Raw genomic sequence first — 12,675 nt, 5'->3', positions numbered from 1 at the left:
TCGCCTTCTTTACCGTTTAATTCTACTTGTCCAGCTCTTTCAGCACGACCGCTGCAAGCGCGTCGATAAATTCAGGCTGTGCGTTCGGCATAGCCGGACGATAGTAGCTTGCGCCGACTTCTTCGGTCACAGCTTTGCATTCATAATCATTATCGTAAAGCACCTCTAAATGATCGGCAACGAAGCCTGCGGGCACGTATACAAATGCTTTATAAGGATGCTTTTGGTACAGATCGCGCGTGAGATCCTGCACATCCGGTCCGAGCCACGGATCAGGGGTGTTCCCTTCGCTTTGCCATCCGACTGCGTAATCGGTAATTCCGGCGCCTTCGGCAATCAGTTTTGCGGATTCCTCCAGCTGGTCAGGATACGGATCGCCGTATTCTTTTATTTTTTCAGGAAGGCTGTGCGCTGAGACGATCAGCATCGCGTCATCCCGTTCTTCTTTCGGCATTGATTCATATGTTTTCTTCACCTGACCGACCCAATAATCAACGAATTTCGGTTCATCATACCAGCTTTCAACAGACTTGATGGTCAAGCCGCCGAGCTTCTCCGCTTCTTCTTTCGCGCGTTTGTTGTATGACTGGACGCTGAATGTTGAAAAATGAGGAGCGAGCACAAGGCTGACAGCTTCTGTAATGCCGTCTTTATGCATGTCCGCCACCGCGTCTTCAATAAACGGTTCAATATGTTTTAATCCGATGTACACTTTGAATGTTACGTCATCCTGGATTTCATTTAAACGCTGTGCGAGCTTCTCCGCCTGCTCCTGCGTAATTTTTGCAAGCGGCGAAATGCCTCCGATCGCTTCATATCTGTCTTTTAAATCTTGAAGCATATGAGGCTCCGGCTTTCTTCCGCGTCTGATATGCGTATAATAACGTTCTATGTCCTCTTCTTTGTAAGGCGTTCCGTAAGCCATGACAAGAAGTCCCATTTTCTTTTTGCTGCTCATTTTGTTACACACCTCTTTTGATGGTCTGTCCACCTTGATTTTGACAGGAAAATCTACTTATAACCAACGATCTGCTCAGGAAGATTGTTCCGTTTTTTTGGCCGCGGAGTATTCATGTACAAACGCCGTCAGCTTTTTCAGCGTTTCCGGATTGACATCTGGGAATACGCCGTGCCCTAAATTGAAAATAAACCCGTCCGTTTTCATGCCTTGATCAAGTATCGCTTTCGCTTTTTTCTCGATGACTTCCCAAGGCGCAAGAAGAAGCGACGGATCAAGATTGCCCTGAACCGTTTTTGTAATGCCTTGTTTTCTGGCGTCATCTATGCCGAGTCTCCAATCAAGACCGACGACATCAAGAGGAAGGTCATGCCAATCCCCGGCCAGGTGGCTTGCGCCTACGCCGAACATGATCAGCGGAACTTGTTCTGCTGAAAGCTCCCGGAATATTCTGTCCATCACCGGTTTTATAAACTGCCGGTAATCTTCGCGGTTCAGCGCGCCGACCCATGAATCAAAAATCTGAATGGCTTTTGCGCCGGCGTTAATCTGCGCTTTCGCATAAACGATAATCATGTCCGCGAGCTTGTCCATCAGCATTTGCCACGCTTGCGGCATACTGTGCATAAACGCTTTTGTTTTGTTGTAATTTTTAGAAGGCCCGCCTTCAATCATATAACTGGCCAGCGTAAAAGGCGCTCCCGAAAAACCGATGAGCGGAACATTCAGCTGTTCGTTTACGAGTAATCGGATCGTTTCCAGCACGTAAGGAACATCCTGTCCGGGATCCAGTTCGCCGAGCTTTTCAATATCCGCAGCAGAGCGCACCGGCTGATCGATCACCGGGCCGATTCCGTTTTTTATTTCAACATCCACTCCGATATAAGGAAGCGGCGTCATAATGTCTTTATATAAAATGGCAGCGTCCACTCCGTACTGCTCGACCGGGAGCCTCGTCACATACGCGCACAGCTCGGGCTGATGCGTAATTTCGACTAAGCCGTACTTTTCCTTCAGCTTGCGGTATTCCGGCTGAGACCTCCCCGCCTGTCTCATGTACCAGACAGGGACGTGATTTGTTTTTTCTCCCCGTGCCGCTTTTAAAAACGTATCATTAAACGCTTCTCGTTTACTCATCTGAATTTCCACCTTTCCTCCTGCAACCATACGTTCGTGTTCTTCGCCCATTACACTATACCTTGTTTTTTCAAAAGCGTATAGAATTGAGGCTTAATGTTCAAAAAATCGCCGAATTCATGATTAAGAAGAAAAAAGCTTCGGCTGAACGTATTCCGTTCCCTCTCCTTCTTGATCTGTCTGTGAATTATATGGAACGACTTTGTATGAAGCCCCTGAAAACAGATTGGCGTACGGTATGTCAAAGCTGCCTTTTCCTTTCACCGAATCCAGAAGTTTGTCTTTTCCGTCTTTCTTCTCATATATTCGGTAAACAACCCGATCATCCTTTTGAATATCCCATTTTAATTGAACCGTAATCAGTCCCATCGCCTTAAATGTATAACGGGCCGACAGGGACTTTACCGCCTCCAGCTCAATCGGGCTGCCCAGTTCCTTCACATTTTCAGGCTTTTTGAATGTCCGGCCGTTTTCCCCCGCTTTTGTGACGATATCTTTAAAGAGTCTGACCGGGTATTGGCTTCCGCCTTTCAGGTAATGGGTTTTATCCGTTTTGTCATAGCCCATCCAGACGGCTCCCGTCAGTCCGGGAGTGTATCCCGCAAACCAGGCGTCCTTTGTCGCGCCGGGGACCCCGGGAAATGTGGTCGTGCCGGTTTTCCCCGCCAGGTCACCTTGATAGCTGCCTTGTGAAGCGGTTCCTTCTTTTACGACCTGCTGAAGCATTCTCGTCATATTCCATGCCGTCTGTCCGCTGAAAACGCGCGTTTTGCCGTTTTTAGGCCCGGATAACGTTTCTCCGTCTTCGTCCGTGATGTTCTCTATAAAAAATGGCTTCGTATACATTCCGTTTGCCGCAAAGGTATGATAAGCTCCGGCAAGCTGAAGCGGGGTGACGCCTTCTGACAGACCGCCAAGCGCAATCGCGAGTCCGTTGTCAGAAATGTTCATGCCGTTTTTCTCAAGATACGATTTTCCCGTATCTACGCCGATCTGCTTCAATGTCCAGACAGCGGGCGCATTTATGCTGTAAGTGATCGCATCCTGCATCGTCACTTCCCCCTTGTACTGTCCGTCATAATTTTTCGGTTCATACCCGTCGTAGGACGTCAGTTTGTCTTGGAGAAGCGAATACGGTTTGAACTTGTCTTCCTGCATGGCGGGCCCGTATACGGCAATCGGCTTAAACGTTGAGCCCGGCTGCCGCTTCGCCGTAACCCTGTTGTATCCTTTTGTCACGTAGTCGCGTCCGCCGACCGCCGCGCGCACGCCTCCGGTTTTATTATCAATAAAGACGGCGCTTCCCTCTGCCGCCTGATCCGTCCCCGGAAAATAGCCGCTTTCCTTCATGAGGGTGTATGCCGTTTTCTGCAGCTTGGAATCAAGTGACGTCCGGATCGTATAACCGCCTTGAAGCAGCTGTTCACCTGACATCGAATAACGGTCTTCCGCCTCCTTGATGACAAGATCAATATAACTGTCAAACCAAGGCGTTTCTGATGTTTTCTTGACATGAAGCCCCAATGTCCGGCCCTGGGCTCTGACGGCTTCCTTGGCGCTGATATAGCCTTGGTCGTTCATCATTGCAAGAATCGTATCGCGGCGTTCTTTATTTTTATCCGGATGCTGAATCGGCGAATAAAGAGATGGCGCCTTCGGAATCGCTGCCAGAACGGCTCCTTCCGCAACGGTTAAATCTTTTACTTCTTTATTAAAGTAGTAGTGGGACGCGGCTTGAATGCCGTAAACGCCATGGCCGAAATAAAGCTGGTTCAGGTACATTTCAAGCAGCTTGTCCTTGCTGTAATCACGCTCAAGATTGATGGCGATAATGACTTCCTTCGTCTTGCGCAAAAATGTTTTATCATGAGTCAGAAAAATGTTTTTCGCCAGCTGCTGGGTGATCGTGCTGCCGCCCTCCACCTTGCCGCCTGCTAAAACATCCCGGAACACCGCCCGGCCGACAGACTTCACATCAATGCCGTGATGTTCGTAAAACCGTTTATCTTCAACGGCGATAAAGGCATCTCTCACATCTTCCGGAACCTGCTGAATGGATACCGGCTCGCGATTTTCCGTATAGAGGCTCGCGATTTCATCACCGTTTTGATCGACGATTTTTGAAGATGCGTGCAGTATTAATTTCTTTTCATCGATGACATAATGGCCGAGAAATATAATGATAATGTATCCGATTAACGCGAGAAAAGCGGTTGCCGCCGCAATTACAGCCGGAATAAAGAATCTTTTTTTCTTTTTCAGCATAAGTCACCTCGCCTTTCTTAACTTGTAGTATGGGAAATATTGTTTCGAATTATGTCAGAATGAGTCGCCAATAGAAACTTATACCACTCTTTTGATATACTAGCAAGCAGGAGGTGGCTGATATGAAGGTTTATATTACATACGGGACAGCCGATTTTTTAAAGACGATTGCAAAGAAACACCCGAGTGAGAATATGGTGCTGATGCAAGGGGGGGATAATGCGGTTTTAATTCATGAAACAAATGGAGAAACCGTTTTTCAGGCGCCCCATTCCTATGAAAGCATCGACAGCGTCGGGGAAATCAAAAATCCGGGCTACGCCGTCCTCAACAACATCGCCGTTACCCAGGAAGGCCGTCCGCTGTTTGAAAACCGGTTTAAAAACCGCGCCGGCAAAGTGGAAAATGAACCCGGTTTTGAAGCCATCCGCGTATTAAGACCGCTCGAAGGCGATACGTATGTCATTTTGACCCTGTGGGAAGAGGAAAAAGCCTTTCAGGGCTGGCAGCAGTCAAACTCTTATCAGGAAGCTCATAAAAAACGCGGAACATCTGCAGGCATCGACACGACGTCTATTTTCTCCCGCCCGTCTTATGTAACCGCTTATTACGCAATAGACTGAAAACCGCCGGAGATTCTCCGGCTTTTTTGATGTCCCGATTTTACGCATCCTTCTTTGCACCTTCCGCCCGCCTATGAATAACCTGTAGCAATCCTATTTATAAACGGAGTGGTTCAATTGGGGATCGGCGTCTACTCGGTACATCTGCTTTATGTTGCTTTTATCGCGGCCATTATCGTTTTTATGCTCCTCAGGAAAGATACAACCTTTATTTCACTCGCCGGCATTTTTGTGATTGCGCTATGGACGACGCATTCATTCTCCGCTTCGGTCAGCAGTCTGTTTCACAGCTTCACGTATGCCGCCGGAGAATTGCTGCCGACGATTTTTATCATTTGTTTTATCGTGGCGATGAGCGGCATTTTGACCGAAACCGGTATTAATGAAGAGATGATTTCTCCGTTTGCAAAGCTGATGAAGGGGCCGGCAGTCGCATATTGGGTTATCGGCTGTCTGATGTTTGCCATCTCTCTTTTTTTCTGGCCGTCACCAGGGGTGGCGCTGATCGGCGCTGTGCTGCTTCCCGCAGCGATCCGGGCGGGCCTTTCTCCGATCGCCGCGGCTATGGCGATGAACCTGTTCGGCCACGGATTCGCTTTATCGGGGGATTACGTCATTCAGGCGGCCCCGAAATTAACGGCCGATGCCGCGGGCATTCCCGTGAGCGATGTCATGCAGGCAAGTATTCCGCTCGTTTTGATCATGGGGTTAACGACGACAATCACCGCTTTCTTCCTCATCATGCGGGATCGAAAAAAAACGAAGGCCCCCCTCTCCTTGGACAGCTCCGGTTCTTTGGACACAAGTATGTACCTGCCGAAAAAACTCAGGGTGGTCCTGGCGGTTTTCATTCCGCTTGTTTTTCTCGCCGATATTATCTGTATGATCGTATACCGTTTGCAAGGAAACGATGCGACGGCACTCGTCGGAGGAACCGCGATCGGCATTCTCCTGATCATTCATTTCATTGTATATAAAGAGCGGCATTTAGAAAAGATCACCGAGTATTTTATCGGCGGTTTTCAATTTGGCTTTAAAGTATTCGGCCCCGTCATTCCGATCGCGGCCTTCTTTTATCTCGGTGACGCGGGGTTTAAAAGTATTTTGAACACCCCGCTGCCGAAAGGATCTGCGGGGATCGTCAATGACCTCGGATTGGCCCTGTCCCATTCTTTTCCGATGTCCGGAGAATTCGCCGGCATCGCCCTGACCGCAGTCGGTGCCATTACCGGGCTCGACGGGTCAGGGTTTTCCGGTATATCTCTTGCAGGCTCGATGGCAAAGCTGTTTTCCGCCGCGCTTCATACGGACCCGGCCGTTTTAACGGCGCTGGGCCAGATTTCAGCGATCTGGGTCGGGGGCGGAACATTGGTCCCTTGGGCACTGATCCCCGCTGCGGCTATTTGTAAAGTTGATCCGTTTGAGCTTGCCAGAAAAAACTTTATCCCGGTTGCGGCCGGGCTAGTCGTCACAACGATCGCCGCCATCATCATTCTCCCGTAGCAAAAGGATTGAAATCTTCTGACATTTTCTATACAATCATGGGAAAAGCAGACGAGGGGGACATCGCTTTTGACGTTAACGACACTTCAAAAAAGCTTAAACGCTCAGCTTGACGGGCTGTATGAGGAAATGGTTGAAATCAGGCGTCACCTTCACATGAATCCCGAGCCATCGTTTAAGGAGAAAAAAACACCGGCGTTCATCGCCTCATTTTATGAAAAGCTCGGCGTTCCCATCCGGACGAATGTCGGGGGCAACGGTGTCACAGCCTATATTGAAGGGAGTGAACCGGGACCGGTCGTGGCACTCAGAGCTGATTTTGACGCTTTGCCGATACAGGATGAAAAAGATGTGCCCTATGCTTCACAAATTCCCGGCGTCATGCACGCCTGCGGGCACGACGGCCATACGGCGGCTTTGCTAGCGGTCGGAAAAGTGCTGTACCGCAACCGGGAAAAACTGAAAGGGTCATTTGTGATGATCCATCAGCACGCCGAAGAATTATCTCCCGGCGGAGCAAAAGCAATGATTGAGGATGGCTGCCTCGAGCATGTCGATGCCATTTTCGGCACTCACCTTTGGGCGACTGAACCCGTCGGGACGGTCTTATGCCGCCCGGGCGCAGTGATGGCCGCCGCTGACGGCTTTACGATTAAAGTCATCGGGAAAGGCGGCCACGGCGCGATTCCTCACGATACGAAGGACGCCGTTTTAATCGGCTCACAAATCGTCACGGCTCTTCAGCATATCGTCAGCCGGCGGGTAAATCCGGTGCAGCCGGCCGTCATCTCAGCCGGCTCGTTCACCGCTGAAAATCCGTTTAATGCGATTGCCGATCAGGCAGTCATATCAGGCACCGTCCGCTCGTTTGACGAAAGTGTGCGCAGCCTGCTCGAAGCAGAAATAGAAGCCGTCGTAAAAGGAATCTGTTCCATGCACTCCGCTTCCTATGAATATCGTTTCAAGCGCGGTTATCCCGCCGTCGTTAATCATCCTGAGGAAGCGGCGCACGCGGCGGCAGCCGCAGCGGAAACAGAGGGCGTCACGAAGGTCAGTGAAGGAGAGCCGCAGATGGCCGGAGAGGATTTTTCCTATTATCTGCAGCATACAAAAGGCGCATTTTTCTTTACGGGCGCCGCTTTAGAAAACGCGGAAACCATTTATCCCCATCACCACCCGAAATTTGATTTTAATGAAAAAGCGATGCTGACGGCCGCCAAGGTGCTTATCGGCGCCGCGGTAAGCTACCCCCGATAGGGCATAAAAAACAGCCGGTACATTACGTACCGGCTGCTGTGATTCTTAAATGAAAAACGTGCCTTGCCGTCTCACCGAGCTGTGACAGCAGTTTATAATTGGCCGCTCCGCCCACGGCGGCTCCGACGACCGGCAAAAGCTGAAACAATTTCACTACGTCCAGATAATCGCGGTATTCCTGCTGAAAAACTCTCCAATCGACATCATGCTTTTTCGAATCCCATTGTTCAATCATTGAGTATATGCGTTTCCGCTGTTCACCGCTTGAGAAAGCCAGCTGAAAAATAAACAGCAAAAACAATCGCTCATCCCTGTCTTTCACATCATACCCGTAAATGGAGGCAAGATCGAACAGACATTTCATTTTAATGGATAACAGCAAAGGAAAATCAGCCATCCCTAAAAAAATTCCGCCGGCCCCCGTACCGATACCTTCGGCTGCCGCGACCTTTTGGTACGATACGATGGTTTGTCTGGCGAGGGCATCTTTTTCAGCAAGCGTCATACCGTTTGTATCCCGCTTGCTTTTCACCAGATTTGAACCCGCCATTGTTGCTTCGGTCATTTTTTTAATGCTTTCTGTGATGACGGCATGAATTTTATCGGGAATCCGCTCATTTATTTTCGCCTGCATTCCTTTAGAAAAACGTTCAAGCATAGAATCTTTGCGCAAAAAACGCGCTTTCCATTGCAGTGCTTCCTGTATCAGCTGCTGATCGTCGGTCATCTGTGTCTCCTTCTTTCATTGAGGTTTCAAAAACCCGATTGATTACAGCTTGCCGTACTTTTTCAATCTTCCGCCCATATACGAAGGCATGATCACAAAAATCAGAACGGCTGAAGCAACGGCCGCATACAGCGCCCCGCTGACTCCCGCGGCATAGGTTGACGCTGCACAAAACAGCAGCGCCTGCACGGTTAACGCCGATTTCATCAGCGAAAAGAAACTTTGCAGCTTCGCTTTCTGATTGACCGGGTAAAGCTCCTGCAGAGAAAGATGATGAAAATGCCCGAACAGCGGGAGAAGCTGTATTCCCGTAATAAAGACGGTAAATACGGTTAACGCCGCCGTTATCCACGGATTGGCGGAAACGAGCATAATAATCAGGATAAAAATAATCGTGAGCCTGACCTGAATGCCGAGATAATCATTTGAACGCAGAAAAGCCCGCGCATACATATAGGAGAACGTTTTCCGCTGTTCGAACGGAATCATTCTGAGCAAAAAGTCGAGATACGCCCGGCGTTTTGCCTGTTTTTTCAGGTGAGGCACATCGGTAAACAGATTGGCGATTCTGTAAAACCGCTGCTTCCTTCTTAATTCATATTCAATATGGGCTTCCCATTTTAATGATTTATGTTTTGCGGCCGATGTGAAATACACATAAAGGCCGGCCATCACAATGTAGACGGCGGCAGCGTACACATAAAACGACTGTAAGACGAAGTATAATAGCAGCATATTGCAGATAAAGCGTATGACCGCATCCATCATTTTCATGCTTCTGTCATTCATAAACATCATCCGCCACTCCATGGCCTGATTCCACGCTTTTACCGCCAGCATCTGAATAAATACGGCGGCATACGACGCAAGCGACGCCCCCGGACTTACAGCGAAAAACAGAGGCATGCATACAAGCGACAGAGCAATAAGCGGAAACAGCTGTGACAGATAGCTGTACTTAAATGAATGCTTAAAGTATGTCCCCATTTTCGGTTCAAGCGGCAGCAGAAACACGAGGTCCGCTTCCTTTAACAGCGTCCGGACGTATGAACCGGTCAGCACAAATGAAAAGAGCACCGCCATCACCCAAAATGACGGAAAATGAACGGGGATGTCTTTGACCCACTTGCTGTACCAGCTTGCCGCGCCGGCAATAAAAAAGATCAGCACAATGACGAGATGATCATTGAGCATATATTTCATATACATTCTGGTTTCCTTTATATGCTCTTCAAGCCGGGACTGCCAAATCGTAGACATATTATTCATGGCCGGCGTCTTCCTTCGTCAGTTCGATATACAAGTCATCAAGAGCTGCGTCTTTCATGCCGAACTGCTCTCTCAGTTCTTCCAGTGTGCCGCTTGCCCGCACTTCGCCGTTATGTAAAATAATGAAAGCGTCACAGTAGCGCTCTGCCGTAGCCAGGATATGCGTTGACATCAGCACGCTTGATCCGGCTTTTTTCGCGGCGTCCATCCGCTCCAGCAATGCATTGATCGCAAGCGGGTCAAGGCCGAGAAACGGCTCGTCAATGATATAAAGCGAAGGCTCCGCGAGAAACGCGCACATGATCATGACTTTCTGCTTCATCCCTTTGGAAAAGTGAGCGGGAAACCATTTCAGCCTTTTTTCCATTCTGAATTCTTTCAGAAGCGGAGGAAGCCTTTTTTCAAGCGTTTCTTTGGAAAGGCCGTACGCCATGGCCGTCAGCTCCAGATGCTCTTTGAGCGTCAGTTCTTCATACAGCACCGGCGTTTCGGGGATGTACGTAAATTGCGAGCGGTAGCTTTCCTTATCCTCCGAAAACGTCTTGCCGTTCAGCTCGATCGAGCCTTTATGCGGGTCCATTAATCCGATAATATGCCGGATCGTCGTGCTTTTGCCCGCGCCGTTTAATCCGATGAGTCCGACAATCTGGTTCGGCTCAAGGGTGAATGAAACATTTTTTAAGACCGGGTTTCTCGTATAACCGCCGGTTAAGTCTTTTACCGATAGCAGAGACATAATTTCTCCCCTTCTGATTCGTTTTTCTTCATAGTACCAAAAATAAAGTCTGATTTGAAACGATTCCCTTTTTTTCTCACGTGAAAAGTGTGCATAGTTATCGTTTTGGCGGACATCATAATGTATGTAGAAGGAAACAGCTTTAATCAACTGAAAATGAGGTGTTTATAAAAGACGTCTTAGAACAGTTGGATGAAAATCAACATGTCCTGTGCTTACAATTTCTTCACACACTGCTTTGATGATGTTCTTCATTCATGATGAAATAATCAAATGAGGTGTTTGTCCCAGGAATGATTAAGCAGACCCATAAGTCTTCATTTTAAAAACAAATGAGGTGCTTACAAAAGGCATATTCAATTTTCTGTGATAAAGCTCGTACTTCTGCATCAGGGTGAACGCGCAGCCGTTCATCCTGTTTTTTGTTTTGGCCGTTTTTGTGGTACGATGAGAATATACATATATTTCTTTTCAGGGAGGAAACCCATCTATGCACAAAGCGGACGATTGTATTTTCTGCAAAATCATTGCCGGTGACATTCCGTCTTCAAAAGTATACGAAAATGAACACGTCGTGGCGTTTCTTGATATCAGCCAGGTCACAAAAGGCCATACGCTCGTGATTCCGAAAACACATATCGAAAACGTGTACGAGTTTACGCCTGAGCTTTCTAAAGAATATTTTGAAGCGGTGCCGAAAATCGCACGCGCCATCCGCGATGAATTCGAGCCGATCGGGCTGAATATTCTCAATAACAACGGTGAAAAAGCGGGCCAATCGGTGTTCCATTTTCACATGCATATCATTCCGCGTTACGGAAAAGGCGACGGTTTCGGGGCTGTCTGGAAGACCCACGCCGAAGACTATACGCCTGACGATCTTCAGGAGATCGCTTCAACCGTCAGAAAACGGCTTGCCTCATCTTAAAGATGAGGTTTTTTTGCGTCCGGAAACACAAAAAACATAAATTATATTTTTTTATATCAAAAAAATCAAAAAATTGTGATAGGATAATTGTATTATTTCTTACACTAAAGCGGAAAACAGGGAGAGATCGTAAACATGGAACGTACAACGAATTTCAATGCAGGACCCGCAGCCCTTCCACTGGATGTGCTGCAAAAAGCACAAAAAGAATTTGTCAACTTCAATGATACCGGCATGTCCGTCATGGAGCTGTCCCACCGGAGCACGGAATATGATGCGGTGCACCAAAAAGCAAAAAGCCTTCTGAAAGAACTGATGGATATTCCCGACGATTATGATATTTTATTTCTTCAAGGCGGCGCAAGCCTTCAATTCTCCATGCTGCCGATGAACTTTTTAACACCGGAAAAAACGGCGCACTTCATCGTAACGGGCGCATGGTCTGAAAAAGCACTCGCCGAGGCGAAACTGTTCGGAAACACATCCGTCACGGCAACAAGCGCAGATTCAAACCACAACCACATACCGGAAGCGGACCTCTCAGGAATCAAAGACGGCGCCTACCTGCATATTACGTCAAACAACACGATTTTCGGAACGCAGTGGAAAGAGTTCCCGAATTCACCGATCCCGCTCGTAGCCGACATGTCAAGCGACATCCTGAGCAGAAAAATTGATGTCAAAACGTTTGATGTCATCTATGGCGGAGCCCAGAAAAACCTCGGGCCGTCCGGCGTCACGGTCGTCATCATGAAAAAATCATGGCTTGAAAACGAAAACGCCAACGTCCCTAAAATGTTGAAATACTCCACTCACACAAAAGCCGATTCACTGTATAATACGCCGCCTACATTTGCGATTTATATGCTGAGCCTCGTCCTTGAATGGCTGGCTGAAAACGGCGGTGTCGAAGCGGCTGAACGGCGCAATCAGGAAAAGGCCGACGTCCTGTACGGCACAATCGACGCAAGCGGCGGGTTTTACGCGGGGCATGCCGCAAAAGACAGCCGCTCTCACATGAACGTCACGTTCACCCTCCGCGACAGCAGTCTCACGAAAAAATTCGTTGAAGAAGCGAAAGCGGCTAAAATGACCGGACTCGGAGGCCACCGCTCAGTCGGAGGCTGCAGGGCGTCTATCTACAACGCCGTCAGCCTGGCTGATTGTGAAAAACTGGCTCAGTTTATGAGAAAGTTCCAGCAGGAAAACGAATAAATTTCTTCTAACATAACGGTTCCTTTGATATACTGTTTGCATATCAATTTTTCCGGC

Annotated in this window: 11 protein-coding genes; 5 read left to right on the top strand and 6 right to left on the bottom strand. The window is 48.4% G+C overall.

Translation table 11 applies throughout. From position 1 onward, the window contains the following. Window positions 1-22: 22 nt before the first annotated feature. The 3 genes from hemH to JNUCC21_RS05165 form a co-directional block, all read right to left on the bottom strand. Window positions 23-958, bottom strand: a complete 936-nt coding sequence (gene hemH, locus JNUCC21_RS05175; protein WP_012117217.1) for a ferrochelatase — start codon at window positions 956-958, stop codon at window positions 23-25. 75 nt (window positions 959-1,033) lie between these two features. Beyond that, entirely contained in the window at window positions 1,034-2,095 is a 1,062-nt protein-coding gene (gene hemE, locus JNUCC21_RS05170; protein WP_025284511.1) for a uroporphyrinogen decarboxylase, read from the bottom strand. 123 nt (window positions 2,096-2,218) lie between these two features. Continuing rightward, complete coding sequence (locus tag JNUCC21_RS05165; RefSeq protein ID WP_025284510.1) at window positions 2,219-4,360, bottom strand: transglycosylase domain-containing protein; 2,142 nt, start codon at window positions 4,358-4,360, stop codon at window positions 2,219-2,221. A gap of 122 nt (window positions 4,361-4,482) precedes the next feature. On the opposite strand from JNUCC21_RS05165, the gene hmoB reads away from it, so the two are divergent. The 3 genes from hmoB (at window position 4,483) to JNUCC21_RS05150 (ending at window position 7,743) form a co-directional block, all read left to right on the top strand. Further along, window positions 4,483-4,983, top strand: a complete 501-nt coding sequence (hmoB, locus tag JNUCC21_RS05160) for a heme-degrading oxygenase HmoB (protein WP_059367301.1) — start codon at window positions 4,483-4,485, stop codon at window positions 4,981-4,983. A gap of 117 nt (window positions 4,984-5,100) precedes the next feature. Beyond that, complete coding sequence (locus tag JNUCC21_RS05155; RefSeq protein WP_340230423.1) at window positions 5,101-6,486, top strand: hypothetical protein; 1,386 nt, start codon at window positions 5,101-5,103, stop codon at window positions 6,484-6,486. Between the two features lie 69 nt (window positions 6,487-6,555). Further along, a complete protein-coding gene (locus JNUCC21_RS05150) occupies window positions 6,556-7,743 on the top strand; it encodes a M20 family metallopeptidase (RefSeq protein ID WP_369878656.1) in 1,188 nt (395 codons plus the stop codon). A 22-nt stretch (window positions 7,744-7,765) separates the two neighbouring features. On the opposite strand, the gene JNUCC21_RS05145 is transcribed toward JNUCC21_RS05150, so the two are convergent. From JNUCC21_RS05145 to ecsA, 3 genes are read right to left on the bottom strand one after another with little or no spacing between them, the layout of a single operon-like run. Then, entirely contained in the window at window positions 7,766-8,470 is a 705-nt protein-coding gene (locus JNUCC21_RS05145; RefSeq protein WP_103527015.1) for an EcsC family protein, read from the bottom strand. A 42-nt stretch (window positions 8,471-8,512) separates the two neighbouring features. Continuing rightward, entirely contained in the window at window positions 8,513-9,739 is a 1,227-nt protein-coding gene (locus JNUCC21_RS05140; RefSeq protein ID WP_369878655.1) for an ABC transporter permease, read from the bottom strand. Beyond that, window positions 9,732-10,475, bottom strand: a complete 744-nt coding sequence (gene ecsA, locus JNUCC21_RS05135; RefSeq protein WP_003155231.1) for an ABC transporter ATP-binding protein EcsA — start codon at window positions 10,473-10,475, stop codon at window positions 9,732-9,734. The genes JNUCC21_RS05140 and ecsA overlap by 8 nt, the downstream gene beginning before the upstream one ends. A 490-nt stretch (window positions 10,476-10,965) precedes the next feature. Here ecsA and JNUCC21_RS05130 point away from each other — a divergent pair, with 490 nt between their 5' ends. Both JNUCC21_RS05130 and serC read left to right on the top strand, forming a co-directional pair. Further along, window positions 10,966-11,403: an HIT family protein gene (locus JNUCC21_RS05130; RefSeq protein ID WP_007409220.1), complete on the top strand. Its 438-nt coding sequence runs from the start codon at window positions 10,966-10,968 to the stop codon at window positions 11,401-11,403. 135 nt (window positions 11,404-11,538) lie between these two features. Beyond that, on the top strand, window positions 11,539-12,618 hold the full coding sequence (serC, locus tag JNUCC21_RS05125; protein WP_039062818.1) for a 3-phosphoserine/phosphohydroxythreonine transaminase: 1,080 nt from the start codon (window positions 11,539-11,541) through the stop codon (window positions 12,616-12,618). The last annotated feature ends 57 nt before the right edge of the window (window positions 12,619-12,675 follow it).

It is taken from the genome of Bacillus sp. JNUCC-21, assembly GCF_041222765.1.
In the GTDB taxonomy this organism is placed as follows: Bacteria; Bacillota; Bacilli; order Bacillales; family Bacillaceae; genus Bacillus; species Bacillus velezensis.
The sequence above is the reverse complement of the archived record's forward strand: the minus strand, read 5'-3'. Positions and strand labels throughout refer to the sequence as shown.

Coding starts and splice junctions, on each gene's coding strand:
- JNUCC21_RS05145 (WP_103527015.1), bottom strand. CDS start 8,470: ATGACCGACGATCAGCAGCTGATACAGGAAGCACTGCAATGGAAAGCG.
- JNUCC21_RS05165 (WP_025284510.1), bottom strand. CDS start 4,360: ATGCTGAAAAAGAAAAAAAGATTCTTTATTCCGGCTGTAATTGCGGCG.
- JNUCC21_RS05140 (WP_369878655.1), bottom strand. CDS start 9,739: ATGAATAATATGTCTACGATTTGGCAGTCCCGGCTTGAAGAGCATATA.
- ecsA (WP_003155231.1), bottom strand. CDS start 10,475: ATGTCTCTGCTATCGGTAAAAGACTTAACCGGCGGTTATACGAGAAAC.
- JNUCC21_RS05130 (WP_007409220.1), top strand. CDS start 10,966: ATGCACAAAGCGGACGATTGTATTTTCTGCAAAATCATTGCCGGTGAC.
- hemH (WP_012117217.1), bottom strand. CDS start 958: ATGAGCAGCAAAAAGAAAATGGGACTTCTTGTCATGGCTTACGGAACG.
- serC (WP_039062818.1), top strand. CDS start 11,539: ATGGAACGTACAACGAATTTCAATGCAGGACCCGCAGCCCTTCCACTG.
- hemE (WP_025284511.1), bottom strand. CDS start 2,095: ATGAGTAAACGAGAAGCGTTTAATGATACGTTTTTAAAAGCGGCACGG.
- hmoB (WP_059367301.1), top strand. CDS start 4,483: ATGAAGGTTTATATTACATACGGGACAGCCGATTTTTTAAAGACGATT.